The sequence below is a fragment of the Variovorax sp. FG153 genome (assembly GCF_057809595.1).
The window spans coordinates 1-25,782 of the sequence record NZ_JBMDKG010000041.1 but is presented as its reverse complement, the minus strand read 5'-3'; the positions used below and the strand labels follow the sequence as shown (position 1 = coordinate 25,782).

Sequence of the window (25,782 nt, the reverse complement as noted above, 5' to 3'; positions counted from 1 at the left end):
CGCGCATCACGCCGGGCTGGCAGCCCGCCGCGCCCCAGCCTCCAGCCGCATCACTTTCCACGCGCACAAGGTCCCCGCCACCGCGAGCAGCGCCGCCAGCGCGAACATCGTGCGGTAGCCGAAGGCCTGCGCCACCGCGCCGCCCAGCAGCACGCCGAGCACGCCGCCGAAGCCGTAGCCGATGACGGTGAACAGCGCCTGGCCGCGTCCGCGCAGCCGGCCCGGGAAACGGCGCGACACCACGGCGATGCAGGTGGTGTGGTGGGCCGCGAAGCTCAGCGCGTGCAGCCACTGGGCCACGACCAGCGCGGCGATCCAGCCGCCGAGGCCGGCGGTCAGGCCCAGCCGCGCGACGGCCGCGATGCCGCACACCAGCATCCAGCGCGGCATCGGCAGCAGGCCGATCAGCCGGCCCTGCAGGAAGAACCAGACGATCTCGGCCACCACCGACAGCGCCCACAGCAGGCCGATGGTGCTCTTGCCGTACCCGAGCGAATCGAGGTAGAGCGAGAAAAAGGCATAGACCGAGAAGTGCGACATCACCTGGAAGAACAGCGCCGCGAAGAACCACTGCACGACGCGGTTGCGCAGCACCGGGCCGATGGGTTCGCCGGGCGCGTCGTGCGCGGCCACGGGCTCGCGGCTGTCGGGCAGGCGCAGGGTGGCGAACAGCACCAGCGCCAGGGTGCCGGCGGCCCAGGCCGGGAAGTGCTTCATGCCGAAGCGGTCGAACCACTCGCCCGCGACGAACACCGTGACCAGGAAGCCGGCCGAGCCGCACAGCCGGATGCGCCCGTAGCGGCCCCAGTCGCCGGCCACGAGGTGCGCCATGGCGGCCTCGGTCAGCGACATCATCGAGCTGGTGTGGGTGAACATCAGCAGCAGCACCAGCGCCAGCCACCAGGGGCCGCCGCTCCACCACAGGCCGAAGGAACTCAGCAGCGCGATCGCGGCGCTGATGCGCAGCAGCAGCACGCGCTGGCCCGTGTGGTCGCTGAGCGCGCCCCAGGCATAGGGCGCGAACACGCGCGTGACCGACTGCACCGAGGCCAGCAGGCTGATGGTGAAGATCGGCAGCCCCTGGTCCTTGAGCCACAGCGGCAGGTAGGGATTGAAGAAGCCGATGTGCGCGAAATAGCTGGCCGACAGGCCAGCGAACGCCAACAGGTGGCCGCGCCCGGCCACGGGCGGCGGCGTGGACACTAGAGGAAGGACGCCTGCGGCGACGTGGCCTGGGTCTTCTCGTTGTCGCCCTGCACGTCACCGCACTGGGCGCGGTGGCGCAGCGCATGGTCCATCACGACCAGCGCGAGCAGCGCCTCGGCGATCGGCGTCGCGCGGATGCCCACGCAGGGATCGTGGCGGCCCTTGGTGACCACCTCGACCGGGTTGTTGTTCACGTCGATCGACTGGCGCGGGCTGATGATCGAGCTGGTGGGCTTGATCGCGATGCTGACCTCGAGGTCCTGCCCCGAGCTGATGCCGCCGAGGATGCCGCCCGCGTTGTTGCTCAGGAAGCCGGTCGGCGTGATCGAGTCGCCATGGGTGGTGCCGCGCTGCGTCACGCTGTCCCAGCCGGCGCCGATCTCGACCGCCTTCACGGCATTGAGGCCCATCATCGCGTAGGCGATGTCGGCATCGAGCTTGTCGTAGAGCGGCTCGCCGAGGCCGACGGGCACGCGGGTGGCCGTCACGCGCACGCGCGCGCCGCAGGAGTCGCCGGCCTTGCGCAGCCGGTCCATGTAGTCCTCGAGCGCGCTCACGTCGGCGATCGGCGCGAAGAAGGGATTGTTCGGCACGTGGTCCCAGCTCTCGAAGGGGATCGCGATCTCGCCGATCTGCGTCATGCAGCCGCGGAACACCATGCCGAATTTCTCGGCCAACCACTTCTTGGCGACCGCACCGGCCGCGACCGTGGGCGCGGTGAGCCGGGCCGAGGAGCGCCCGCCGCCGCGCGGGTCGCGAATGCCGTACTTCCTGTGGTACGTGAAGTCGGCGTGGCCCGGGCGGAACTGCTGGGCGATCTGGCCGTAGTCCTTGCTGCGCTGGTCGGTGTTCTGGATCAGCAGCGCGATCGGGGTGCCCGTGGTCTTGCCTTCGTACACGCCCGAGAGGATCTGCACCGCGTCGGGCTCGTTGCGCTGGGTGACGTGGCGGCTGGTGCCGGGACGGCGGCGGTCGAGGTCGGCCTGGATGTCGGCTTCGCTCAGTGCCATGCCCGGGGGGCAGCCGTCGATCACGCAGCCGATGGCCGGGCCGTGGGATTCCCCGAAATTGGTGACCGCGAAGAGATGTCCGAAGGTGTTGCCGCTCATGGGCGGGGATTATCCCCCGCAAAGCGGGGCCGGACGGCGCGGCGCCCGAATGCCCGAGGGCAACGCCCGCGCGGCCTACTCGGTGGCGCCCTCGAGCCGACGCGCCAGCGCGCCGAGCTGAAGCTCGATCGAGAACAGCCGCTCGTTGAGCACCGCGGTCTGCAGCCGGATCGCCTCGACGATCGCGCGGGCCTGCGGATCGGGCGTGTTGTCGACCAGCTCCGCGAGGTCGTGCAGCTTCTTGCGCAGTTCGTTGCTCATGGACTCTCCGTGGGGTTCGTTCGGTGACGCGGCCAGTATGGGCCCGGCCCGGCCTCAGGGCAACGCATCGGCCGCGGCGGGCCGGGTTTGTCCCGAGCGGCGCATGACCACGGCCAGCAGCCCCGCGATGGCCAGCAGCACCACCACGCCGATGCCGGCCATCAGGTGCAGGCCGCGCAGCAGCGCCGTGCGCGCATCGGCCAGCAGTTCGGCACCGGCCGCGCCGCCGAGCTGCCCGGCCAGCGCCACGGCACCGCCGAGCGTGCTGCGCGCGGCCTCGACCGCGGCGGCATCGCCGAGCGAGGCCGGCACGGCGTCGGCCATCATGGCGCGGTAGACCGCCGCGCCCACGCTGCCGAGGATGGCAATGCCCAGCGCGCCACCGAATTCGGAACTCGTTTCCGAAATCGCCGAGGCCACGCCCGCGCGCTCGGGCGGCGCGCTGCCCACCACCAGGTCGGTCGACAGCGTGAACACCACCGCCAGCCCGAGCGAGGACACGACCATGCTGCCCACCAGCAGCGCCAGGCCGCCCTGCACCGGCAGCGCGACCAGCAGCCCGAAGCCCAGCGCCGCGACCACCAGTCCGCCGGTCATCGCATGCACCGGCCGCACGCGCCGCGTGAGCGCGGGCGCGGCCATCGAGCCCACGATGAAGGCGCCCGCGCTGGGCACGCTCCACAGGCCGGCCTGCAGCGGCGACAGCCCGAGCACCATCTGCAGGTACTGGGCCTCGTAGAGGAACAGCCCGAACATCACGAAGCACGACAGCATGTAGGCGCCCAGCGCCACGCTGAAGGCCGGCGCGCGGAACAGCCGCAGGTCGATCATCGGATCGGCCAGCCGGCGCTGGCGCCGCACGAACAGCCAGCCGATGGCCAGCCCCACGACGATGGCGGCGAGCGACAGCGCGCTCGCGCCGTGCTCGGCCGTCTGCTTCACGCCGTAGATGGCCGGCAGCACCGCGCCCAGCGACAGCGCCACGCTCGCGAGGTCGAGCCGCGCGGCCTCGGGGTCGCGGTACTCGGGCAGCAGCACGGGGCCGAGCATCAGCAGCAGCACCATCACCGGCACGCCGACCAGGAACACCGAGCCCCACCAGAAGTATTCGAGCAGCACGCCGCCGACCACCGGGCCGATGACCGCGCCCGCCGAGAAGCTCGAGATCCAGACCCCGATGGCCAGCGTGCGCTGACCCGGATCGAGGAACATGTTGCGGATCAGCGAGAGCGTGGACGGCGCCAGCGTCGCGCCGGCCACGCCGAGCAGCGCGCGGGTGGCGATCAGCATGTTGGCGCTGTTCGAGAAGGCCGCCAGCACCGAGGCCAGGCCGAAGGCCACGGCACCGATCAGCAGCAGCCGGCGCCGCCCGATGCGGTCGCCCAGCGTGCCCATGGTGACCAGCAGGCCCGCGACCAGGAAGCCGTAGATGTCGACGATCCACAGCAGCTGCGCCGCCGTGGGCTTGAGTGCCTCGCTGATCGCGGGGATCGCGAGGTTCAGCACCGTGAGGTCCATCGAATAGAGCATGCACGGCAGCGCGATGACGGCCAGGCCGGTCCATTCGCGCACCGTGGCGCGCGGCGGCGCGGCGCCGCTCATCGAGGGCCCTCGGGGCCGGGGCCGAACGAGAGGATCGGCCGCAGTTCGATGCTGCCGTTGCGCGCGGACGGGATGCCGGCCGCGATCCGCAGCGCTTCCTCCTCGCTGCCGGCCTCGACCAGGTAGAAGCCGCCGAGCTGTTCGCTGGTCTCGGCGAAGGGGCCGTCGGTCACGGACAGCCGGCCGCGGCGCATGCGCACGGTGGTGGCGGTCTCGGCCGGCTGCAGGGCCTCGGCCTCGACCAGCTGGCCGCGCGCGCGCAACTGCGCGTCGTAGTCGATGTGTTCCTGGATGTAGTGCGCCATGTCGAGCGGCGGAGCCTCGGTTTCGTAGATCAGGCAAAGGTACTTCATGCGGCATTCCCCTCGGCGGCGTCCATGCTCTGGATCGGACGGACTTCGATGCTGCCGTGGCGCGCCATGGGGATGTGGCCCGCGAGCTGGATCGCGACGTTGAGGTCGCGCGCCTCGATCAGGATGAAGCCGCAGAGCTGCTCGCGCACCTCCGCGAACGGCCCGTCGACGTGCGAGGCCTTGCCGTCGCGCACGCGCACGACCTTGGCGGACCTGGCGCTCGCCAGCACGTCGGCGGCGATGAAGTGGCCGTTCTTCTCGAGCTCGCGGTCGTAGGCCATCGAGTCTTCGTCGAGCGCGCGCCGCTCGTCGGGCGACAGGGTGGCGAACAGGGCCGGGTCGCAGTGGACGAGGCAGAGGTATTTCATGCGGAATCTCCTTTCGGATGGAATGAGGACACCACTGGTCGATCGGCGAGGCGCCGGATCGACATGCGGGCGCGACGAACTGCAAATATTTCTAGCCGGGCAAGGACGCCAGTTGCCGCGCGAGGAACTGCCGCTCGGGCTGCTGCCGGGCCAGCGCGAGCGCGCGCTCGTAGGCGCCGCGCGCCTCGCCGAGCCGGCCGAGGCGGCGGCACAGCTCGGCCCGCGCGCCATGCGCGAGGTGGTAGTCGGCCAGTTCGCCGCGCGCGAACAGCGCGTCGACCAGCGCCAAGCCCGCTGCCGGGCCGTCGCGCATCGCGATCGCGGCCGCGCGGTTGAGTTCGGCCACGGGCGAGGGATCGAGCCGCAGCAGCACGTCGTAGAGACCGACGATCTGCGGCCAGTCGGTGGCCTCGGCACGCTCGGCCTCGGCATGGACCGCAGCGATCGCCGCCTGCAGCGCATAGGGGCCGAAGCGGCGCGAGCGCAGCGCGCGCTCGACCAGCGCGGCGCCCTCCTCGATCTGCGCGCGGTGCCAGAGGCCGCGGTCCTGCTGGTCGAGCAGCACGATCTCGCCCTGCGCCGAAGTGCGCGCGGCACGGCGCGCATCATGCAGCAGCATCAGCGCCAGCAGGCCCAGCGCCTCGGGCGCGGCCTCGGCGCCGGGCAGCAGCTCGACCAGCAGCCGGCCGAGCCGGATCGCCTCGGCCGAGAGATCGGCGCGCGTCAGGCTCTGGCCCGAGGAAGCCGCATAGCCTTCGTTGAAGACCAGGTAGACCACGCGCAGCACCGCGTCGAGCCGTTCGGGCAGCTCGGTGCGCGTGGGCACCTGGTAGGGAATGCGCGCGTCACGGATGCGGGCCTTGGCGCGCACGATGCGCTGCGCGATGGTCGGTGCGGGCACCATGAAGGCGCGCGCGATCTCCTCGGTCGCGAGTCCGCAGACCTCGCGCAGCGTGAGCGCCACCTGGGCATCGGGCGAAAGGGCCGGATGGCAGCAGGTGAAGACCAGGCGCAGGCGGTCGTCCTCGAGTTCGTCGGTGTCGGCGTCCCAGCCCGGCGCGGGGTCGGCCAGCGCCTCGGCGCGCTCGGCCGACTCGTCCCAGGGCGAGAAGCGCGCCTGGCGCCGGATGGCGTCGATCGCCTTGAAGCGCCCCGCCGACACCAGCCATGCGCGCGGGTTCGCGGGCACGCCCTGCGCCGGCCACTGCTCGAGCGCGGCGCGAAAGGCCTCGTGCAGCGCCTCCTCGGCGCGGTCGAAATCGCCGAGCAGGCGCACCAGCGTGGCGAAGATGCGGCGCGATTCGCCGCGGTAGACCGCCTCGAGCGTGGCGCGCACCGCGTCCGTCATGCGGCGGGCTCCGGCCTGCCCAGCCAGCGCTCGAGCCGCAGCATCGAACCGGTCCAGCCATGCTCGTGGCCCTCGCGCGCGGCCTGGTCGAAGAACTGCTCGTGCAGCAGCTCGAGCTCGCAGCCGGTGCCGGCCGCATCGGGCTCGATGCGCACCGTGACGCGCGATTCGCGCTCGGGCGTGCTGCGCCAGGCCCAGCTGAAGACCAGCCGGCGCTGCGGCACGATCTCGAGGTAGGTGCCGCTGACGTCGTGCGTCTCGCCGTCGGCCGCGAGCATCGCCACGCGGAAGCGCCCGCCCACGCGCAGGTCGACCTCGGCATGCGGCACCGCGACGATCTCCTCGGGGCCGAACCAGTGCTTCAGCGCCTGCGGGTCGGTCCACGCGCGCCAGACCTTGTCGGGCGCGACGGCGTAGTGGCGGCGGAGGGTGAGGGAGGGACGTCCGGTGTTGGGGCTGGCAGGTTCCGCCATTCGGTTTGCTCCTGGTGGTAGAGAAAGCGCGCCAAGGCATCGAGGCGCCCGGTCCAGAACTTCTCGTAGCGCGACAGCCACACGGCGGCCTCCTGCATCGGCCGCGGCGAGAGCTCGCAGCGCACGACCCGGCCTTCCTTCGTGCGCGAGATCAGCCCCGCGTCCTCGAGCACGCGCAGGTGCTTCATGAAGCCCGTGAGCGACATCGCATGCGGCGCGGCCAGCTCGGTCACGCTGAGGCTGCGCTCGCCCAGGGTCTCGAGCACCGCGCGGCGCGTCGAGTCGGCGAGCGCGGCGAACACGGCATCGAGGGCAACGGGCGCGGGCGGCGCGGCGGCATCTGAGTGAACCATGCGGTTGAGTATCTGGAGCCCGCGCGCCAGCGTCAAGGCATGGGGATATTCGCGGGCGATCCGGGAACGCTTTATGCGTGCTGCGGCGCAGCATCCCCACCCCACTCGCCGCAAAGGAGCTTCCATGCTGGACCGTACCGCCACCCAGTTCTCCCACGTCAAGCCGGGCGACACCGAATTCGTCTCGGGCGGACTGCGCGACTTCTTCCTCTACCGCGACCTCGGCGTTGCCGCCGCCACCAACGGCAAGGTGATCGCGCACCTCGTCAAGGCCAACATGGCACCGGAAGCGGGCACCGGCTGGCATCGCCACGAGGCCGACTTCCAGATCGTGATCATGGTCAAGGGCTGGGCCCGCTTCATGTACGAGGACAAGGAAACCCTGGTCGAAGCCGGCGACGTGGTGCACCAGCGCCCCGGCATCCGGCACTACCTGTTCGACTACTCGCCCGACATGGAGTACCTGGAGATCGTCTCGCCGGCCGATTTCAAGAGCGTGGACGTGGAGCCGGTGTGCGAGATCCCGCCGCCGACGCCCTGGGCCTGAGCCCCCGGAAACCGGCTTTCGCCGCCGTCCTACGGACGGCGCGCGAACCTGCCCGATAGACTGCGCCCTCGTCTCGCAAAACCGATAACAACCGAGGAGAGAGAGCATGAGGATCCCCATGGCCCGCCTGTCGGCGGGCGTCCTGTTCGCGTTCGCCGTCCTGGCCGCCGGCCCCGCCGCCGCCGCGCCGCCTTCCAATCCCCCCAGTTCCGCCGCCGTGCCGGCCAACTCGCTCGAAGCCGAGCAGGAGGCCGCCTTCAAGGCCGCGCGCGCGGTGCAGAAGACCGGCCCGGCCGACATCGCCCTGCGCGACCAGGCCCACCTGAAGCTGCCGCCCGGCTATGTCTGGGTGCCCACGCCGGCCGCGGCGCAGCTCATGCGCAGCATGGGCAACCGGGTCGACGACAGCTTCCTCGGCGCGGTGTTCCCGAACAACGACGCCGACTGGTTCGCCGTGGTGAAGTTCGTCAAGGAGGGCTACATCAAGGACGACGACGCCAAGGACTGGAACGCCGACGACCTGCTCAAGAGCCTCAAGGAAGGCACCGAGGCCGCGAACGAGGAGCGCGCCAAGCGCGGCATCCCGGCGATCGAGGTCACGGGCTGGGCACAGAAGCCGCAGTACGACGCCTCGGTGCACCGCCTCGTGTGGTCGGCGCTCTCCAGGCACAAGGGCGAGGCCTCGGGCGGCCAGGGCGTCAACTACAACACCTATGCGCTGGGACGCGAGGGCTACATCAGCCTGAACCTCGTGACCAACGCCGACGACCTCGAGAAGTACAAGCCCGACGCGACCCAGTTGCTGGCAGCGCTGCAGTACGACGACGGCAAGCGCTATGCCGACTTCGATGCCTCCACCGACAAGGTCGCGGCCTATGGCCTCGCGGCGCTGGTGGCTGGCGCGGCGGTCAAGAAGCTCGGCCTGTTCGCGGTGATCGCAGCCTTCCTGGCCAAGTTCGCCAAGATCATCGCGGTGGCGGTGGGCGGCGCACTGTGGGGTGCGGGCAAGCTGTTCCGGCGCAAGGAGAAGGCGCCGGTGGCGAGCGAGACGCCGGCCGGCGGGCTGCCGCCGACGAATCCGCCCGCGGCCTGAGCGCGCGCGGGCCGTGGTCAAGCTGCTGCTCCTGCTGCTGAGCGCGGGCAAGCTCGGCAAGCTGCTGCTCACCGGCGGCACCATGCTGCTGTCGGTGGTCGCCTATGCCTTCGTCTTCGGCTGGCGCTACGCGGTGGGCTTCGTGGCGCTGATCTTCATCCACGAGATGGGCCACTTCCTCGCGGCGCGCCAGCGCGGCCTGGACGTGGGCGCGCCCACCTTCATTCCCTTCGTTGGCGCCTGGGTCGAGCTCAAGGACCAGCCGCACGACGTCGAGACCGAGGCCTGGGTGGGCTTCGCCGGGCCGCTGCTCGGCAGCCTGGCCTCGCTGGCCTGCTACTTCCTCGCGCGCGAGAGCGACAGCCGGCTGCTGCTGGCGCTCGCCTACGCGGGCTTCTTCATCAACCTGTTCAACCTGATCCCGCTCTCGCCCTTCGATGGCGGCCGCATCACCGCGGTGCTCACGCCGCGCATCTGGCTGCTCGGGGTGCCGGTGCTGGTCGCCCTGTTCTTCTGGCGGCCGAGCCCGATGCTGGTGCTGGTGGCCGTGCTGGCGGCGCCGCAGGTGATGCGGGCCTGGAAGTACGACCCCGAGGATCCGGCCAACCGGCAGTACTACGCGGTGTCGGCCGAGACGCGGCTGACCTACGCCGTCTACTACATCGGGCTGGTGGCCTTTCTCGCGGTGATGGCGCACGACACGCACGAGATGCTCGGCCCGGCGCGCCTGGCGGGCGGCTGAGCGCCGCCGCGTCTCAGGATGCGCCGAAACGCGGCGCGCGCTTCTGCAGGAAGGCCGCCACGCCCTTGCGCGCATCGGCGCTGCCGGCGCGCTCGCGCAGCAGGCGGTGCTCGAGCGCCAGGTGCGCCTCGAGCGTGCGGCCCGGCGCCTCCGCGCACAGCGCCTTGATCGCGGCGAAGGAGCCGGGCGCGCCCGCGGCCAACCGCCGTGCCAGCGCCTCGCCGGCCGCGGCCAGTTCGGCGTCGGGATGCAGCGCATCGACCGCGCCGGCCGCCAGGCAGCGTTGGCTGTCGATGGGCTCGCTGAGCATCAGCCACTGCTGCGCGTGCAGCACCCCGATGCGCCGCGCGAGGAACCACGAGCTGCCCGCGTCGGGCGACAGGCCGATGGCCGCGTAGCCGGTGCGCAGCTTCATCGACTCGGCCGCGAGCACGAAGTCGCCGGCCAGCGCGAGCCCCACGCCCGCCCCGCCGACCGCGCCGTTGAGCACCGTGATCAGCGGCGCCGGGCCGTTCACCAGCCGCAGCAGCGCCGGATGCAGGGGATCGAGGATTTCATCGACCAGCGCGGGCAGGTCGTCCCCGGCCGCAACGAACTCCTCGATATCGCCGCCGGCGCAGAACACGCGGCCCTCGCCGGTCAGCAGCACCACGCGCGGCGCGGCCGCCAGCACCTCGTCGATCGCGCGCACCAGCGCGCGGCTGCTCGCGGCGCCGATCGCGTTGGCGCGCTCGGGACGGCGCAGCACGATGCGGCCGATGCCCTCCTCCACCGACCAGGCGATGCCCTGCTCGAGCGGCATCTCAGATGCCCGTGAGGCCGCCGGTGCACATCAGCGTCTGGCCGCTGACGTAGTCCGACTCGGGAATGCACAGCAGGTAGACCGCGCCGGCCGCCTCCTCGGGCGTGCCGCCTCGGCCCAGCGGAATGGTCTGCTCCATCATCGACAGCAGGCCGGGGTTGATGCCGACCTTGATTTCGCGGCCGTCGATGTGGGCGGTGGTGGCGTCGGCCGCGCTCGCGGTCAACCGGGTCTGGATGAAGCCGAAGGCCACGCAGTTCACGGTGACGTTCATGCGGCCCCATTCCTTGGCCAGCGTCTGCGTCATGCCGACGATGCCGGCCTTGGCGGTCGCGTAGTTGGCCTGGCCCGCGTTGCCGAACAGCCCCGCCACCGAGGAGATGTTGACCACCTTGCGCACGGTGCGCCGGCCGGCCTCGGTCTCGGTCTTCGAGAGCTGGCGGATCACCGGCTGCGCCGCGCGCAGGATGCGGAACGGCGCCGTGAGGTGCACGTCGAGCATGGCGTACCACTGCTCGTCGGTCATCTTCTGCACCACGCTGTCCCAGGTGTAGCCGGCGTTGTTGACGATGATGTCGAGGCCCTGGAACTCGCTGACCGCGGTGCCGACGAAGCGCTCGGCGAAGTCGGGCGCGGCCACGCTGCCGTTGCAGGCCACGGCCTGGCCGCCGGCGGCGCGGATGGCCTGCACGGTCTCGTCCGCGGGGCCGGCGTCGAGATCGTTGACCACCACGCGCGCGCCCTCCGAGGCGAGCTTGAGCGCGATCGAGCGGCCGATGCCGCGGCCCGAGCCGGTGATGAGGGCGACCTTGCCTTCGAGTCTGGATGTCATGTCTGGATGTCTTTCTTCGTTGAGTCTTCAGGCGAGCGCCACCAGCGCTTCGCCCGCGATGCGCACCTGGCCATGCTGGTTGGTGCTGCTGACTTCCACGCGCACGCAGCGCTCGCCGTCGCGCTCGAGCTTCTCGACCACGCGGCCCGTGCAACGCACCGCATGGCCCAGGTGGGTCACGCCCTGGAAGCGCACATCGAAGCGGCGCAGCTTCGACTGCGGCGCCCACTGCGTGAGCAGCCGGCCGAGCCAGGCCATGCCCAGCATGCCCTGCGCGAACACGTCGGGCATGCCGGCGCGGCGCGCGAAGTCGATGTCGATGTGGATCGGGTTGTGGTCGCCCGAGGCGCCCGCGAACAGCGCGAGCGTGGTGCGGTCGACCGGCGGCAGTTGCAGCGGCGGCAGTTCGTCGCCGACCTGCACGGTGTCGTGGTTGGGTGCGGTCATGGGGTTCCTCGGGCTCAATGCCGGCAGACGATCACGGTGCGCAGCTCGGCCACCAGTTCGTCGCGCTGGTTGGTGGCGCGCGAGCTCTTCACCACGAACTCGAGCGCGCCGTTCTTCTTGTCGTAGATGTCGGTGATGGTCGAGCGCACCGTCACCGTATCGCCCGCGCAGGCCGCGCGGTGGTAGCTGAAGCCCTGCTCGCCGTGCAGCAGCTTGGCCAGCGGTATGCCCAGGTCGGCCAGCAGCCGGTTGGACGCGCCCGAGTCGAGCTCGGCCGCGAACAGGAAGGTGGGCGGCGCGGGCAGGTCGGCATAGCCGGCATCGCGCGCGGCGGCGGGGTCGGTGTAGACCGGATCGGTCTCGCCGATCGCCTTGGCGAAGAACTGCAGCCGCGTGCGCTCCAGCGGCAGCACCGAGGCGGGCAGCTCGTGCCCGATCCATTTCCTGTCGATCATGGCGGGGCCCTTCTTCAGACGCGTTCGTAGAGCGTGACCACGCAGGCGCCGCCCAGGCCCAGGTTGTGCTGGAGCGCGAGCCGCGCGCCCTCGACCTGGCGCTTGTCGGCCGTGCCGCGCAGCTGCTGGACCAGCTCGGTGCATTGCGCGAGGCCGGTGGCGCCCAGCGGATGGCCCTTGGACAGCAGGCCGCCCGAGGGGTTGGTGACGACCTTGCCGCCGTAGGTGTTGTCGCCGTCGAGCACAAACTTCTCGGCCCCGCCCTCGGGGCACAGGCCCAGCGCCTCGTAGCTGATCAGCTCGTTGTGCGCGAAGCAGTCGTGCAGCTCGACCACGTCGATGTCCTGCGGGCCGACGCCCGCCGCCTCGTAGACCTTCTGCGCCGCCTCGCGCGCCATGCTGAAGCCGACCACCTCGCGCATGTCGCGCGCCTCGAAGCTCACGGGGCGGTCGGTGGTCATGGCCTGGGCCTTGATGCGCACGCCGCGGTCCAGGCCGTGGCGCTGCGCGAACCCGGCCGAGCAGACGATGGCGGCGGCCGCGCCGCAGGTCGGCGGGCAGGCCATCAGCCGCGTCATCACGCCGGGCCACATCACGGGCGTGGCCAGCACCTCGTCCTCGGTCACGACGGTGCGGAACAGCGCCACCGGGTTGTTCGATGCATGGCGGCTGGCCTTGGCGCGGATCTTCGCGAAGGTCGACAGCTGCGTGCCGTACTGCTGCATGTGGGCCAGGCCCGCGCCGCCGAAGTAGCGCAGCGCCAGCGGCACCTGCTCGTTGCCGACCAGCTCGTCGGTGATGGACTCGAAGCGGTCGAAGGGGCTGGGCCGGTCGTCGAACACCGCGCCCAGCGCGCCCGGGCTCATGTGCTCGAAGCCGAGCGCGAGCACGCAGTCGGCCGCGCCGCTGGCCACGGCCTGGCGCGCGAGGAACAGCGCGGTCGAGCCGGTCGAGCAGTTGTTGTTGACGTTGACCACGGGGATGCCGGTCATGCCGACCTCGTAGAGCGCGCGCTGGCCGGCGGTGGAGTCGCCGTAGACATAGCCCACGTAGGCCTGCTGCACCTGCTCGTAGCCGATGCCGGCATCGGCCAGCGCCGCGTTGAGGGCCTGCGCCGCCATCTGCGGATAGGGCAGGTTCGCGCCGGGCTTGGTGAAGGGGATCATGCCGACGCCGACGACATGCACATCCTGGGTCATGGGAATTCCTCTCTGGGTGTTGAAGCGAAAACGAAGAGATCAGGCGATCGCGCGCTGGCGATCCTTCCAGAACGGCTCGCGCAGCTTGGTCTTGAGCACCTTGCCGGCGCCCGAGAGCGGCAGCGCCTCGACCAGCGCCACGCTGCGCGGGCACTTGTAGCCCGCGATCAGGGTCTTGCAATGCGCGATCAGCTCGTCGGCCGTGACCGGCTGCCCCGGCTTGGCGACCAGCACCGCATGCACGGCCTCGCCCCACTCCTCGCTCGGGATGCCGATGACCGCGCAGGCCGCGACCGCCGGATGCTGGGCGATGGCATTCTCGACCTCGGCCGAGTAGATGTTCTCGCCGCCGCTGATGATCATGTCCTTCATGCGGTCGACCACGAAGATGAAGCCGTCGTCGTCCATGTAGGCGCCGTCGCCGGTGTGCATCCAGCCCTCGCGCACCGCGGCGGCCGTCTGCTCGGGCTTGTTCCAGTAGCCGAGCATCACGTTCGGCCCGCGCACCGCCACCTCGCCCACCGTGCCGCGCGGCACCTCGGCGCCCTCGGCATCGACGATGCGCACCTCCATGCAGAAGCTCGCGCGGCCGGCCGAGCGCAGCTTGCCGGCCTTGCGGCCCTCGACCGTGTGGTACCAGGCGGGGTTGATGGTGGCCACCGGCGACAGCTCGGTCATGCCGTAGGCCTGCACGAAGTCCACGCCCGGCAGCGCCGCCATCGCGCGGTTGAGCACGGCCTCGGAGATCGGCGAGGCGCCGTAGGCGATGCCGCGCAGGCTGCCGAGCTCGCGCGGCCTGTCGCGCATGGCGGGATGGTCGACCAGCATCTGGATCATGGTCGGCACCAGCAGCGTGTGGGTCACGCGCTCGCGCTCGATCGCGTCGAGCACGGCCTCGGGGTTGAACATCGGGATCACCACGTGCGTGTTGCCCTGGAACCAGTGCGGCCCCGAGATGCCCATGTCGGCCAGATGGAACATCGGCGCCGCATGCAGGTAGCAGCCCTCGGCCGGCGCCATGCCCTCGGCCTGGGCGGCCAGCGCCGAGGCGCAGAGGTTGGCGTGGCTCAGCATCACGCCCTTGGGAAAACCCGTGGTGCCGCCGGTGTAGAAGATGCCGGCGAGGTCGTCGCCATGGCGGTAGGCGTCGGGCACCGGCGCCGCGCTGTCGAGCAGTGCCTCGTAGCCGAGCATGCCGGCGGGAACCGCGCCATCGCCGCAGTAGATCAGCTCGCGCAGGGTGGTGGACTGGCCGCGCAGTTGCTCGGCCGCCGCGCGGAAGGCGTCGTCGACCAGCAGGATCTGCGAGCCCGAGTCCTCGAGCGAATAGAGGATCTCGGCCGGCGACCAGCGGATGTTGCAGGGATTGAGCACGCCGCCGCCCCAGGGCACGGCCATCTGGTATTCGAGGTAGCGGTCGGAGTTGAGCGACAGCATCGCGACCCGGTCGCCGTTCTTCATGCCGAGCTTCTGCAGCGCGCCGGCCAGCCGCGCGATGCGCTCGCCGAAGGTGCGGAAGCTGGTGCTGCGGCTGCCGAAGCGCACCGCGGTCTTGTCCGGTTTCTGCTGCATCGCGCGGTGCAGCGCCTGGGTCAGGTACATGGTGGCTCGTCTCCTAATCGTTGGTCTTGTCGGCACGCCTTTGCAGGTCTTTTTCTGGCGTGAGCGCATGGTAGAAATCCGGGCCCGGGCCGGCGATTGCGCTTCGCTTCGTTCGCATTGCAGAAAACGTCAATCGACGGCCCGCCGCGTCCCGTGTACGGTCGAATCGCCCTCCTCCATGCTGCAACCGCCCGTCACCATCCCGGTCGCCTTCGTCGAAGGCATGCTCTCCGGCATCCGCGCCCGGGGCACCGCCGCGCCCATCGACATCGATCGAGCGCTGGAAGACGCGGGCGTGCCGCCGCCGCTGCTGGCCGAGCCGGGCGCGCGCGTCACGGCCGAGCAGTACGTGGCGCTGTTCGCGCTCTTGATGGACCGGCTCGACGACGAGTCGCTGTGCTTCCTCACGCGCCGGATGCGCCGCGGCAGCCTGGCGCTGATCGCGCGCTCCACGCTCGGCGCCCCCGATTTCGGCCATGCGCTGCGCCGCGTGGCCCACACCTTCAGCCTGCTGCAGGACGACCTGCGGCTGGTGCTGCTGCGCGAGGGCGAGCTCGCCGGCTTCGGCATCGCGATCGAGAACCCCGCGATCGGCCACCAGAACTTCCTGCACGAGCTGATGCTGCGCGTGTACTGGCGCCTGCTGGCCTGGCTGCACGGCGGGCGGCTGGCGGCGCGGCGCTTCGACTTCGGCTTCGCGCTGCCGCCCTACGCGGCCGGCTATGCCAAGGTGTTCCCCGGCACCTTGCGCTTCGGCCAGCCCTGCTCGGCCGTGTGGTTCGACGCCGAGGCGCTGCGCACGCCGATGCACCGCGACGCGCATGCGATCCGCGACTTCCTCGCGGCCTCGCCCGGCAACGTGATCCTGCCGCGGCTGGCCGAACAGCCCATCAGCGCCAGGGTGCGCGAGATCCTGCAGCAGAAGCGCCCGGCCTGGGCCGACCTCGCGACCGTGGCCGCCTGCCTGCACATGTCGGTCAGCACCCTGCAGCGCCACCTGGCGACCGAGAGCACCTCGTTCCAGGCGCTCAAGGACCAGCTGCGACGCGACGTGGCGATCGTGCGGCTGGCCACCAGCGCCGTGCCGCTGGCGGCGCTGGCCGCGGAACTGGGCTTTGCCGACAGCGCGGCCTTCCAGCGCGCCTTCAAGACCTGGACCGGCGGCGCGCCGGGTTCGTACCGGCGCCGCGTGGCCGCGGCCGGCGGTGGCGATTCCCTGCCGGCGCCCTGAGTTTTCAGAAGCTTCCGGAACGGCCGCAAGGCCCGGGCGACAATCGCCCCATGCCTCCCACCTCCGACCTGCCCCCGCTCAACCGCCAGTTCGTCGCCCATTTCGGCGAGATGGGCAGCAAGTGGGGCATCAACCGCACCGTCGGCCAGATCTACGCGCTGATCTTCCTCTCGGAACGTCCGCTCAATGCCGACGAGATCGCCGAGCTGCTCGAGTTCTCGCGCTCCAACGTGAGCATGGGCCTGAAGGAGCTGCAGGCCTGGCGCCTGGTGCGCCTGCGCCACCAGCCCGGCGACCGGCGCGAATACTTCGAGGCGCCGTCGGACGTGTGGGAGATCTTCCGCGTGCTGGCCGAGGAGCGCCGCCGCCGCGAGATCGAACCCACGCTCTCGATGCTGCGCAATGCCCTGCTCGAGTCGCCCCACAGCGAGGCCGAGCGTCATGCGCAGGAGCGCATGCGCGAGATGCACGACCTGATCGACCGGCTCATGAAGTGGTTCGACGACGTGCAGCGGCTGTCGCCCGAGACCGCGATGCAGCTCATGGGCATGGGCTCGACCGTGACCAAGGTGCTGACGCTCAAGGACCGGATCACGGGGGGTGCATCGAGGAAGAAGAAGCCTGCGACGGATTGAGGCTGTCAATACGGGGACAAGGACGCGAAGGACGCAAAGATTCCGCGAAGGTCGCGAAAGAAGACATTTGAAATTTCTTCCTTGACCCTTTTGCGTTCTTCGCGAAACCTTCGCGCCCTCTGCGTCCGGCTGTCCGCTTTCAGAGCCTTTCCTGCCCCTCCGGCGTTTCAGGCATCTCGAATTTCTCCTTGCGGATGGCGTCGTCGGCCATCAGCTCGAACCACATCGCGTTGAGCACCGCGAAGGCGGCCGCCAGCGGCAGGCCGAGGATCCAGGCGAAGTACCACATCGTTCTATTCCTTTCTTGCGATCAGTACGCATGACCGCGTTCCTCGCGGATCGCCTTCTCGTCGACCTTGCCCCACAGCACGTGGTAGACCCAGGTCGTGTAGGCCACGATCAGCGGGATGAAGATGGCCGTGACCACCAGCATGATGAACAGCGTGAGGTGGCTCGAGGACGAGTCCCACACGGTGAGGCTGGCGCGCGGATCGATGGAGGACGGCAGGATGAACGGGAACATCGAGGCGCCCACGCTCAGGATGATGCCGGCGATGCCGAACGCGCCGGCCAGCAGCGCGAGCAGTTCGCGCCGCAGCGCGAGCCCCATCAGCGCCAGCAGCGCGCCCGCGAAGCCGGCCACCGGCGCGGCCAGGGTCCAGGGGTGGGCCGCGTAGTTCGCGAACCAGGCACCGGCCTGCAGCTCGACCGTCTTGAGCAGCGGATTCGACGGCCCCACGGTATCGACCGCGCTGGTGATGCGGTAGCCGCCGACGGCCGAGGCCATCCAGAAGCCCGCCGCCGCGTAGAGCACGATGGTGGCGGCGGCCGCGACCATGCCGTAGCGGCGCGAGCGCTCGGCCACGGGCCCGGCGGTCTTCAGCTGCAGCCAGGCCGCGCCGTGCATCGCCATCATCGCCACCGACACCAGCCCGCACAGCAGCGCGAAGGGGTTGAGCAGTCCGAGGAAGCTGCCGTCGTAGTGGATGTGCATGTCGGTCGCGAAGCGGAACGGCACGCCCTGCAGCACGTTGCCCACCGCCACGCCGAAGATCAGCGCGGGCACCAGGCCGCTGAAGAACAGCACGCCGTCCCAGCGCGCGCGCCATTGCGGCGACTCGCGTTTGCTGCGGAACTTGAAGGCCACCGGCCGCAGGATCAGCGCCGAGAGCACGACGAACATCGCGAGGTAGAAGCCCGAGAACGAGACGGCGTAGAGCTGCGGCCAGGCCGCGAACACCGCGCCGCCGCCGAGGATCAGCCAGACCTGGTTGCCTTCCCAGACCGGGCCCACGCTGTTGATGACGAGCCGGCGCTCGACGTCGTTGCGGGCCGCGAACGGCAGCAGCATGCCGCTGCCGAGGTCGAAGCCGTCGGTGACGGCGAAGCCGACCAGCAGCACGCCGATCAGCGCCCACCAGATGAAGCGCAGGGTGTCGTAGTCGAGGAGTGTGTGGAGGATCATGCGGCGCTCCCGGTGGTCGAGACGGCGTGGGCGGGCGGAACGTGCGAGCGCGCGTCGCCCTCGTCGGGCGAGTGCTCGGCGACCGGCCCCTTGCGGATCGCCTTGACCATCAGCTTGAGCTCGATGACCAGCAGCACGGTGTAGATGGCGACGAAGCCCGCGAGCGTGAACAGCACCGACTTGATGCCGATGTTCGAGACCGCCACCGCGGTCGGCAGCACGCCCTCGATCACCCAGGGCTGGCGGCCGAACTCGGCCACCAGCCAGCCGGCCTCGGCCGCGATCCACGGCAGCGGGATCGCGATCACCGCGGCCTTGAGCAGCCAGCGGTGGCGGTCCAGCGTGCGGCGCGCCGACAGCACGAAGAAGGTGCCGGTCAAGAGGATCAGCAGCATGCCGATGCCCACCATGATGCGGAACAGCCAGAACAGCGGCGCCACCTGCGGCACCGTGTCCCAGGCCGCCTTGGCGATCTGCTCGTCGGTGGCCTGGCGCGGATCGTCCACGTAGCGCTTGAGCAGCAGCGCATAGCCCATGTCGACGCCGTTGTTCTCGAAGGCGTCGCGCACGCCCTGCGTGACCGGCTTGCCGCCGGCCTCGCGGATCTTCTGCAGCGCGTCGTAGGCCTTGATGCCCTCGCGGATGCGCGCCTCGGCGCGCTTCACGAGCTCGTCGATACCCGGGATCACGGTGGTGAGCGAGCGCGTGCCGATCAGCCCCATCACGCCCGGGATGTGGATCGCGTAGTGGGTCTCGCGCGCGGCCTGGTCGGGAAAGCCGAAGGCGGTGAAGGCCGCGGGCGCGGGCTGGGTCTCCCACATGGCCTCGATGGCCGCGAGCTTCATCTTCTGGTGCTCGGTCGAGAGGTAGCCGCTCTCGTCGCCGAGCACCACCACCGACAGCGAGGCCGCGAGGCCGAAGGAGGCAGCCACCGTCATCGAGCGCTTGGCGAGCTCGATGTGGCGGCCCTTGAGCAGGTACCAGGCCGAGATGCCCAGCACGAACACCGCCGCGCAGACATAGCCGGCCGACACCGTGTGCACGAACTTCGCCTGCGCCACCGGGTTGGTCAGCACGGCGGCGAAATCGGTGACCTCCATGCGCATGGTCTGCGGATTGAAGGCCGCGCCCACCGGGTTCTGCATCCAGCCGTTGGCGATCAGGATCCACAGCGCCGAGAAGTTGGAGCCGATGGCCACGGCCCAGGTGGTGGCGAGGTGGCCGACCTTGGAGAGCCGGTCCCAGCCGAAGAAGAACAGGCCGACGAAGGTCGCCTCCATGAAGAAGGCCATCAGGCCCTCGATGGCCAGCGGCGCGCCGAAGATGTCGCCGACGTAGTGGCTGTAGTAGCTCCAGTTCATGCCGAACTGGAACTCCATCACCACGCCGGTGGCGACGCCCATCGCGAAGTTGATGCCGAACAGCACGCCCCAGAATTTCGTCATGTCGCGCCAGATCACGCGGCCGGTCATGACATAGACGGTCTCCATGATGGCGATGACGATCGAGAGCCCCAGCGTCAGCGGGACGAAGAGGAAGTGGTAGAGCGCCGTGACGGCGAATTGCAATCGCGACAAGGCGACGATGTCGAGGTCCATGGTGGCTTCCTTTGTGTTCCCTGTGTTCTTCGTGGTGGAGTGGTTGGCGTTGCTTCGGTGTCGTTCAATCGGCGCGCAGTTGCCGCAGCGCCTGCTCGAAGGCCTCGCCGCCGCGCCGCAGGTCGGCGACGACGCGGCCGTCCTCGATGCGCAGCAGCCGGTCGGCGAGCGCGGCCTCGCGGCGCAGGTGGGTGGCGATCACGAGCGTGCGGCCCTCGGCATGGCGCGCGAGGCGCTGCAGCACGTCGTGCGCGACCGCGGCATCGAGCGCCTCGGTGGGCTCGTCGAGCAGCCACAGCGGCACCGGGCGGAGAAAGAGGCGCGCGAGCGCGAGGCGGCGCGACTGGCCGCCCGAGAGGCCGAGGCCGCCTTCGCCGAGGCGCGTGGACAGGCCGGACGACAGATGGCGCACGTCGTCGGCCAGGCCCGCGGCCTGCAGCACGGCCCACAGTTGTTCGTCGTCGGCGGCGGGATCGGCCAGCCGCAGGTTGTCGCGCAGCGTGTCCTCGAACAGCTCGGTGCGCTGGGTCAGCAGGCAGCAGGGCAGCGCGGCCACCTCGCCACGGCGCGGCGCGAGTTCGCCCGCTATCACCGAGAGCAGCGTGGACTTGCCGCTGCCGCTGGGGCCGACGATGGCGACGCGCTCGCCTTTGGCGATGGCCAGCGAGAGGCCTTCGATTGCGGGCACGGCGCTGGCGCGGTGGAAGGCATCGATCGTCGTGAGGCGCAGCGCGAGCGATGCGTCCTCGGGAAGCCGGGGCGCGGTGGGCGCGTCGTCCTGCGCCATGCGCGGTGCCAGGCGACGCACCGCGAGCCAGGTACGGCCCGCGTCGAGCGCGCCGCGGCGCAGCGCGGCGAAGGGTTCGAGCGCGGTGAGCGCCACCAGCAGCGCGAGCGCGGCAGCGGGTGCGCCGATCGCGCCCTCGCCCACCAGCGCCGCCACGGCGAGCAGCACGGCCACCAGCGTGAGCGTGCCCGCGCCGCCATAGGCCAGGCCGGCCGTGCTCTCGAGGCGGTTGAGCGCGAGGTCGGCGCGCGCCAGCCGGCGGTCGGCCGCGGCCAGAGCCTCGCGCTGCGCATCGAGGCGGCCGGCCATCGCCAGTTCGGTCTGGCCGGCCACCAGGTCGGCCGCGCGCTCGCGCAGCGTCTCGATGGCGCGCGCGCGCCGCAAGGCCGGACGCCGCGCGCGGCGCGACACCGCGAAGGCCAGGCCCCAGCCCACGGCCACGAGCCAGGCCGCGAGCGCGGCACCCATCGCTGCCTGCATCGTGCCGAGCACGACGCCCGCCAGCAGCGCGGCGCCGAGCGCGGCTGCGGCCGGCACCAGCAGGCGCAGGTAGAGCGACTCGAGCGCATCGATGTCGCTCGTGAGCCGGAACAGCAGGCGCGCCGGGCGCAGCGCCAGCGCGCGCGCCGCCTCGGCCCGCGCCCAGCCGCGGAACAGTCGCACGCGCAGCGCGGCCAGCGCGCCGAAGGTGGCGTCGTGCGTGACCAGCCGCTCGCCGTAGCGCGAGGCGGTGCGGCCCAGCGCCAGCAGCCGGATGCCGGCCGAGGGCGCAAACACGTCGAAGGTGAAGGCCGTGGCCGCATGCAGGCCCGCGAGCGCGGTGGCGGTGATGAACCAGCCCGAGAGGCCGAGCAGCGCCATGCCCGCGAGCACGGTCACGGCGGCCAGCAGCGCACCCCAGCGCAAGGCGCGCGGCTGGGCCGCGAAGAAGGGACGCAGCACCAGGCGCAATTCGCCCGCGTGACGGTGCGTGTTCGGCTTCATGCGGCCTTCTCCGCGGCATCGGCGCCGAGTTGCACGACGCGGTCCAGGCGCGCGGCCAGCGCGGGATCGTGCGTGGAGACGATCATGGTGCGGCCGCGCGCGAGTTCGAGCAGCGCATCGGCCACGCGCCGCGCGGTCTCGGTGTCGAGGTGGGCGGTGGGCTCGTCGACCAGCAGCAGGTCGGCCTGCGGATGGACCGCGATGCGCGCCAGCGCGAGGCGCACGGCCTCGCCGCCCGACAGGCCCAGGCCGCCCTCGCCCAGCGCCGCGCCCGGATGCGCCTGCGCGACGTGCTCGAGCTGCGCGAAGCGCATCGCGGCCTCGACGCTGCCAGCTTCGAGCGCACGGCCCAGCGCGACATTGGCGGCGACAGGGCCCGCGAACACGTGCGGCTTCTGGCCCATCCAGCCGATGCGCGCGCGCAGCGCGGCGGCGGTGCGGTCGTTCATCGGCACGCCGCCGATCAGGATCTCGCCCTGCTGCGCCGGCACCAGGCCCGCGAGCAGCGACAGCAGCGCGGTCTTGCCAGCACCGCTGGCACCGGCCAGCGCGATGTGCTCGCCCGCGGCCACGCGCAGCTCACGGCCTTCGAACACGCGGCGCGATTCGCCGGGCCAGGCGAAATGCAGGTCGTGCACGACCACCGAGGGCGCGGCATTCGACGGCTGCATCGAGACCACGTGCACGTCCGGCGCGTGGGCGCCCGGCAGCGGCAGCGCCTCGCGCTGAAGGCCCTCGAGCGCCTCGAGCGCGGCCTCGCCCGCCGCGCGGTCGTGCCACACGGCCGAGAGTTCGCGCAGCGGTTCGAAGAAGGCCGGCGCGAGCAGCAGCACGAACAGGCCCTGGCCCAGGCTCAGTGGCCCGTTCCAGGTGCCGAAGCCCAGCGTGCCCAGCAGATGGAAGCCGACGTAGACCGCCACCATCGCCACGCCCAGCGCCGAGAATAGCTCGAGCACGGCCGAGGACAGGAAGGCGATGCGCAGCACGGCCATGGTGCGTTCGCGCAGCGACTGCGCCGAGTCGGCGAGCCGCGCCGCGGTGGCATCGACCGCGCGGAGCGCGCGCAGGGTCGCGAGGCCGCGCAGGCGGTCGAGCAGGAAGGCGTTCATGCCGCCCATCTGCACCATCTGCGCCTCGCTGGCCGCCTTGGCGCGCCAGCCGACGATGGCCATGAACAGCGGGATCAGCGGCGCCGCGAACAGCAGCACCAGCGCCGCCACCCAGGTCTGGCTCGCGACCACGGCGAGGATCGCGAGCGGCACCACGGTGGCACGCCAGCGCGCGGGCTGGTAGCGCACCAGGTACGGCACCAGCGCCTCGGCCTGCTCGGCCAGCGCGCTCGCGGCCAGGCCCGAGGGCACGCGGCCGCGGTCGAGTGGCGAGGCACCGGCCAATGCCTCCGCGGCCTGGGCGCGCAAGTCCGAGAGCCGAGCGCGTGCCCGCCCGAAGGTGCGCCGCGCGCCCCAGGCTTCGCAGGCGGCGCGCAGCCAGCCGAACAGGAGGATGCCGAGCGCGGGCCACAGCACCGCGGCCAGCCCGCCGCCATCGGCCAGCGCCTGCACCGCCCCCGCCAGCAGCGCCGCCTGCGGCAGCCACAACAGCGCGGCCGCGCCCTGCACTACGCCGCCGATCTCCGGCCGGGCCAGGGCACGCAGGGGTCGACGGTGGGCGGAAGGGTTCATCTGTTTTTGATTTCGTGAATTTTCAGTATTTACTGAAATTTCCACAATGATACCGAAAACCTGACCGGACAGCGAGCACGGCGAAGCCTGCCCGCTTCGCCGCACGGGCGCAAGTCAACGAAGGAACGCGTCCGGCCCGAACGGCCGGCGGGATCTCAGTGCGAGACGACGATGCCGCTGATCAGCAGCCCCGCGAACAGCGCGGCGACGGCGCGCCACGAGGCCGGCCGGGTCTCGACCCAGCGGTACAGCAGCGCGGCCGCGGCGATCGACAGGCCGAAGGTCGCGAGCATGCCGAGCCCGTCGACCCAGGGCGCGTGCGGCCCGAGCCGCACCACGGCGGCATTCACCGCGAGCAGCACCGGAAAGTGGATCAGGAACAGCGAATAGGACATGCGCCCCAGCCGCTGCAGCGCGACCGCCGCCAGCGGCCAGCGCGGCGGCGACAGCCATTGCCGCCGCTGCGCCACCGCGATCAGCAGCGCCGTGACCAGCGCGGTCGCGATGCGGCTGCGCCACTCGAGCGCCAGCGCGCCCGTGCCCAGCAGCAGCAGCAGCGCGATGGCGCTCTGCCAGGTGCTCGCGCGCGTGGCGCGGCCGATCCAGAACACCAACATGCCGAGGCCGTAGGCGCCGAAGAAATAGAAGGCGGTGTCGTCTAGCTCGGACTCGCGGTTGAACAGCGCCAGCGATGCGACGGCCACGCCGAGCACCAGCGCGACCGCGAGCCAGCGCCGGCGCGCGGCTTCGCCGGGCCGCGCCAGTTGGTCCGCCGGAGGCGCGAGCAGCGCCGGCAGCCCGATCAGCGTGAGCGCCAGCGCGAACAGCTGGAAGTCGATCGCCACATACCAGACGCCGGTGGACAGTGCCTCGTAGCCCAGCAGGTCCTGCAGCAGCAGCCCGTGCGCGAGCAGCTGGCCGATGCTCGGCGAGGCCGGCACGAGCTCGGCGTCGAGCCAGGGCCGCACCGCGGCCGCCACCAGCACGCAGACGGTGAGCGCGGCGAGGTAGGGCATCACCAGCCGGCCGTAGCGCTGGAAGATGCGCACGAGCGGCCGGTCGATGCGCAGCAGCCCGTCGGGCGCGAGGCTGGCCGCGGCCAGGAAGCCGGCGATCACGAGGAAGATCTGGACCGCGAGCCGCCCGTCGTTGGCCAGCCAGCCGAGGAAATCGGGTGCGAGCGACAACGCGCCCGCGGGCATCGGCCCGTAGCGCGACAAGTGATGCCCGACGATCACCGCGCAGGCGAGCCCCTTGGCCGCGTCGAGCAGCGGCATGCGCTCCCGCCGCGCGGCGGGAGCAGGTGCGGCGCTCGCCGCCGGGGCCGGCAGGTCGTTCACGCTAGGAACGCGTTCTCAAAGCGCGAGCCGCTGGCGAGCCTCCTGGTATTCGCGCTTGAGCTTCTCGATGAAGACGCCGGCGCTCGAGACTTCGCTGATCGCGCCGATGCCCTGGCCCGAGCCCCAGATGTCCTTCCAGGCCTTGGCCTTGCTGCCCTCGCCGCCCGAGAAGCTCATGGTCTTCACGTCGCCTTCGGGCAGGTTCGCCGGGTCCATGCCGGCGTTGACGATGCTGGGCGCGAGGTAGTTGCCGTGCACGCCGGTGAACAGGCTCGAGTAGACGATGTCGTCCGAAGTGCCCTCGACGATGGCCTGTTTGTAGGCGTCGCTCGCGCGGGCCTCCTCGGTGGCGATGAAGGCGGTGCCGATGTAGGCGAAGTCGGCGCCCATGGCCTGCGCCGCGAGCACCGCGCCACCGGTGGCGATGGAGCCCGACAGCGCGATCGGGCCGTCGAACCACTGGCGGATCTCCTGGATCAGCGCGAACGGGCTCTTGATGCCCGCATGGCCGCCGGCACCGGCCGCCACCGCGACGATGCCGTCGGCGCCCTTCTCGATCGCCTTCTGCGCGAACTTGTTGTTGATCACGTCGTGCAAGGTCACGCCGCCGTAGCTGTGGACCGCGTCGTTGACGTCGGTGCGCGCGCCCAGCGAGGTGATGACGATCGGCACCTTGTACTTCACGACCATTTCCATGTCGTGCTCGAGCCGGTCGTTGCTCTTGTGCACGATCTGGTTGATGGCGAAGGGCGCGGCGGGTTTGTCGGGATTGGCCTTGTTGTAGGCCGCGAGCTCCTCGGTGATCTCGATCAGCCACTCCTCGAGCTGCGCCGCGGGCCGCGCGTTGAGCGCCGGCATCGAGCCGACCACGCCGGCCTTGCATTGCGCGATCACGAGCTTGGGGTTGCTGATGATGAACAGCGGCGAGCCGATGATCGGCAGCGGCAGGTTCGCGAGCACGGGGGGCAGTTTCGACATGGTCGTTGTCTCAGGGGTTGTTGAATTCGGGAGCGGACAGCCGGACGCGGAGGACGCGAAGATTCCGCGAAGTGCGCAAAAGCAAAACCAAATTTTGATTTCTCTTTCGCGTCCTTTGCGTAACCTTTGCGACCTTCGCGTACGGAAGTCCGGATGTCAGAAAGCCTCGAGCGCCAGCGCGTTCACGCTCTCGGCACCGTCGACGATGCTGTCGCGCAGGCCCGGCGCCTTCGCGAGGATGTGCTCGGCATAGAAGCGCGCGGTCGTGATCTTGGCCTGCATGAAGTCGA

The 25,782-nt window shown here is 71.0% G+C and carries 28 protein-coding genes; 5 read left to right on the top strand and 23 right to left on the bottom strand.

Features of this window, described 5'->3' with window-relative positions; translation table 11 throughout:
• Nucleotides 1-6: 6 nt before the first annotated feature.
• The 9 genes from ACODT0_RS32050 to ACODT0_RS32010 all read right to left on the bottom strand — a co-directional run bounded on the left by ACODT0_RS32050 (nucleotide 7) and on the right by ACODT0_RS32010 (nucleotide 7,073).
• Nucleotides 7-1,203 carry an MFS transporter gene (locus tag ACODT0_RS32050; RefSeq protein WP_489043120.1) on the bottom strand — a complete coding sequence of 399 codons (1,197 nt, stop codon included), beginning with the start codon at nucleotides 1,201-1,203 and terminating at the stop codon, nucleotides 7-9.
• Nucleotides 1,203-2,315, bottom strand: coding sequence for a chorismate synthase (gene aroC, locus ACODT0_RS32045; RefSeq protein ID WP_057595786.1), 1,113 nt, complete (start codon nucleotides 2,313-2,315; stop codon nucleotides 1,203-1,205). Before aroC ends, ACODT0_RS32050 begins: the two co-directional genes overlap by 1 nt.
• Nucleotides 2,316-2,390: 75 nt before the next feature.
• Nucleotides 2,391-2,576, bottom strand: coding sequence for a hypothetical protein (locus tag ACODT0_RS32040; protein ID WP_093355843.1), 186 nt, complete (start codon nucleotides 2,574-2,576; stop codon nucleotides 2,391-2,393).
• 54 nt (nucleotides 2,577-2,630) lie between these two features.
• Nucleotides 2,631-4,178 carry an MFS transporter gene (locus ACODT0_RS32035; RefSeq protein WP_489043119.1) on the bottom strand — a complete coding sequence of 516 codons (1,548 nt, stop codon included), beginning with the start codon at nucleotides 4,176-4,178 and terminating at the stop codon, nucleotides 2,631-2,633.
• Complete coding sequence (locus tag ACODT0_RS32030; RefSeq protein WP_261216487.1) at nucleotides 4,175-4,531, bottom strand: YciI family protein; 357 nt, start codon at nucleotides 4,529-4,531, stop codon at nucleotides 4,175-4,177. The genes ACODT0_RS32035 and ACODT0_RS32030 overlap by 4 nt, the downstream gene beginning before the upstream one ends.
• On the bottom strand, nucleotides 4,528-4,899 hold the full coding sequence (locus ACODT0_RS32025) for a YciI family protein (RefSeq protein ID WP_093355834.1): 372 nt from the start codon (nucleotides 4,897-4,899) through the stop codon (nucleotides 4,528-4,530). Before ACODT0_RS32025 ends, ACODT0_RS32030 begins: the two co-directional genes overlap by 4 nt.
• 91 nt (nucleotides 4,900-4,990) lie before the next feature.
• Nucleotides 4,991-6,247 (bottom strand): RNA polymerase sigma factor, encoded by a 1,257-nt coding sequence (locus ACODT0_RS32020; protein ID WP_489043118.1) that lies wholly within the window; start codon nucleotides 6,245-6,247, stop codon nucleotides 4,991-4,993.
• Nucleotides 6,244-6,720, bottom strand: a complete 477-nt coding sequence (locus ACODT0_RS32015; RefSeq protein WP_413763022.1) for an SRPBCC family protein — start codon at nucleotides 6,718-6,720, stop codon at nucleotides 6,244-6,246. Before ACODT0_RS32015 ends, ACODT0_RS32020 begins: the two co-directional genes overlap by 4 nt.
• Nucleotides 6,609-7,073, bottom strand: a complete 465-nt coding sequence (locus ACODT0_RS32010; RefSeq protein WP_057595811.1) for an ArsR/SmtB family transcription factor — start codon at nucleotides 7,071-7,073, stop codon at nucleotides 6,609-6,611. The genes ACODT0_RS32015 and ACODT0_RS32010 overlap by 112 nt, the downstream gene beginning before the upstream one ends.
• A 124-nt stretch (nucleotides 7,074-7,197) precedes the next feature.
• Between ACODT0_RS32010 and ACODT0_RS32005 the strand changes: the two genes are divergently transcribed.
• The 3 genes from ACODT0_RS32005 to ACODT0_RS31995 all read left to right on the top strand — a co-directional run bounded on the left by ACODT0_RS32005 (nucleotide 7,198) and on the right by ACODT0_RS31995 (nucleotide 9,455).
• Nucleotides 7,198-7,620 carry a cupin domain-containing protein gene (locus ACODT0_RS32005; RefSeq protein ID WP_057595793.1) on the top strand — a complete coding sequence of 141 codons (423 nt, stop codon included), beginning with the start codon at nucleotides 7,198-7,200 and terminating at the stop codon, nucleotides 7,618-7,620.
• Nucleotides 7,621-7,726: 106 nt separating this feature from the next.
• Nucleotides 7,727-8,713 carry a DUF2167 domain-containing protein gene (locus tag ACODT0_RS32000; RefSeq protein WP_489043117.1) on the top strand — a complete coding sequence of 329 codons (987 nt, stop codon included), beginning with the start codon at nucleotides 7,727-7,729 and terminating at the stop codon, nucleotides 8,711-8,713.
• A gap of 13 nt (nucleotides 8,714-8,726) precedes the next feature.
• Complete coding sequence (locus tag ACODT0_RS31995) at nucleotides 8,727-9,455, top strand: site-2 protease family protein (protein WP_296741991.1); 729 nt, start codon at nucleotides 8,727-8,729, stop codon at nucleotides 9,453-9,455.
• 13 nt (nucleotides 9,456-9,468) lie between these two features.
• Here ACODT0_RS31995 and ACODT0_RS31990 read toward each other — a convergent pair whose 3' ends face one another.
• Genes ACODT0_RS31990 through ACODT0_RS31965 form a run of 6 tightly spaced genes read right to left on the bottom strand, consistent with a single transcriptional unit; the run spans nucleotide 9,469 to nucleotide 14,792 of the window.
• Nucleotides 9,469-10,257, bottom strand: coding sequence for an enoyl-CoA hydratase-related protein (locus ACODT0_RS31990; protein ID WP_489043116.1), 789 nt, complete (start codon nucleotides 10,255-10,257; stop codon nucleotides 9,469-9,471).
• A gap of 1 nt (nucleotide 10,258) precedes the next feature.
• Nucleotides 10,259-11,089, bottom strand: a complete 831-nt coding sequence (locus ACODT0_RS31985; RefSeq protein WP_057595796.1) for an SDR family NAD(P)-dependent oxidoreductase — start codon at nucleotides 11,087-11,089, stop codon at nucleotides 10,259-10,261.
• Nucleotides 11,090-11,116: 27 nt separating this feature from the next.
• Nucleotides 11,117-11,536 carry a MaoC family dehydratase gene (locus ACODT0_RS31980; RefSeq protein WP_261216469.1) on the bottom strand — a complete coding sequence of 140 codons (420 nt, stop codon included), beginning with the start codon at nucleotides 11,534-11,536 and terminating at the stop codon, nucleotides 11,117-11,119.
• Nucleotides 11,537-11,550: 14 nt separating this feature from the next.
• A complete protein-coding gene (locus ACODT0_RS31975) occupies nucleotides 11,551-11,991 on the bottom strand; it encodes a MaoC family dehydratase N-terminal domain-containing protein (RefSeq protein ID WP_057595798.1) in 441 nt (146 codons plus the stop codon).
• Nucleotides 11,992-12,005: 14 nt separating this feature from the next.
• Complete coding sequence (locus ACODT0_RS31970; RefSeq protein ID WP_209542831.1) at nucleotides 12,006-13,190, bottom strand: lipid-transfer protein; 1,185 nt, start codon at nucleotides 13,188-13,190, stop codon at nucleotides 12,006-12,008.
• Between the two features lie 39 nt (nucleotides 13,191-13,229).
• The gene (locus tag ACODT0_RS31965) at nucleotides 13,230-14,792 is read right to left on the bottom strand and encodes a long-chain-fatty-acid--CoA ligase (RefSeq protein WP_413763016.1); all 1,563 of its coding nucleotides are present in this window, start codon (nucleotides 14,790-14,792) and stop codon (nucleotides 13,230-13,232) included.
• A 178-nt stretch (nucleotides 14,793-14,970) separates the two neighbouring features.
• Here ACODT0_RS31965 and ACODT0_RS31960 point away from each other — a divergent pair, with 178 nt between their 5' ends.
• Nucleotides 14,971-16,023, top strand: a complete 1,053-nt coding sequence (locus ACODT0_RS31960) for an AraC family transcriptional regulator (RefSeq protein WP_057595801.1) — start codon at nucleotides 14,971-14,973, stop codon at nucleotides 16,021-16,023.
• A 50-nt stretch (nucleotides 16,024-16,073) separates the two neighbouring features.
• Nucleotides 16,074-16,658 carry a GbsR/MarR family transcriptional regulator gene (locus tag ACODT0_RS31955; RefSeq protein ID WP_057595802.1) on the top strand — a complete coding sequence of 195 codons (585 nt, stop codon included), beginning with the start codon at nucleotides 16,074-16,076 and terminating at the stop codon, nucleotides 16,656-16,658.
• A gap of 139 nt (nucleotides 16,659-16,797) precedes the next feature.
• Here the strand turns inward: ACODT0_RS31955 and cydX are convergent, their stop codons facing one another.
• From cydX to ACODT0_RS31915, 8 genes are all read right to left on the bottom strand, one after another.
• On the bottom strand, nucleotides 16,798-16,947 hold the full coding sequence (cydX, locus tag ACODT0_RS31950) for a cytochrome bd-I oxidase subunit CydX (protein WP_057595803.1): 150 nt from the start codon (nucleotides 16,945-16,947) through the stop codon (nucleotides 16,798-16,800).
• 21 nt (nucleotides 16,948-16,968) lie between these two features.
• Nucleotides 16,969-18,123, bottom strand: a complete 1,155-nt coding sequence (gene cydB, locus ACODT0_RS31945; protein WP_489043115.1) for a cytochrome d ubiquinol oxidase subunit II — start codon at nucleotides 18,121-18,123, stop codon at nucleotides 16,969-16,971.
• Nucleotides 18,120-19,721, bottom strand: coding sequence for a cytochrome ubiquinol oxidase subunit I (locus ACODT0_RS31940; RefSeq protein ID WP_057595805.1), 1,602 nt, complete (start codon nucleotides 19,719-19,721; stop codon nucleotides 18,120-18,122). The genes cydB and ACODT0_RS31940 overlap by 4 nt, the downstream gene beginning before the upstream one ends.
• Before the next feature lie 64 nt (nucleotides 19,722-19,785).
• Complete coding sequence (locus ACODT0_RS31935) at nucleotides 19,786-21,492, bottom strand: amino acid ABC transporter ATP-binding/permease protein (protein ID WP_489043114.1); 1,707 nt, start codon at nucleotides 21,490-21,492, stop codon at nucleotides 19,786-19,788.
• Nucleotides 21,489-23,174: a thiol reductant ABC exporter subunit CydD gene (cydD, locus tag ACODT0_RS31930; protein WP_489043113.1), complete on the bottom strand. Its 1,686-nt coding sequence runs from the start codon at nucleotides 23,172-23,174 to the stop codon at nucleotides 21,489-21,491. The genes ACODT0_RS31935 and cydD overlap by 4 nt, the downstream gene beginning before the upstream one ends.
• Nucleotides 23,175-23,329: 155 nt before the next feature.
• A complete protein-coding gene (locus tag ACODT0_RS31925; protein WP_489043140.1) occupies nucleotides 23,330-24,451 on the bottom strand; it encodes an acyltransferase family protein in 1,122 nt (373 codons plus the stop codon).
• 78 nt (nucleotides 24,452-24,529) lie between these two features.
• A complete protein-coding gene (locus ACODT0_RS31920; RefSeq protein WP_057595808.1) occupies nucleotides 24,530-25,492 on the bottom strand; it encodes an NAD(P)H-dependent flavin oxidoreductase in 963 nt (320 codons plus the stop codon).
• Nucleotides 25,493-25,648: 156 nt separating this feature from the next.
• Nucleotides 25,649-25,782: acyl-CoA dehydrogenase C-terminal domain-containing protein (locus tag ACODT0_RS31915; RefSeq protein WP_489043139.1), on the bottom strand; the 134-nt coding region annotated here is incomplete at its 5' end.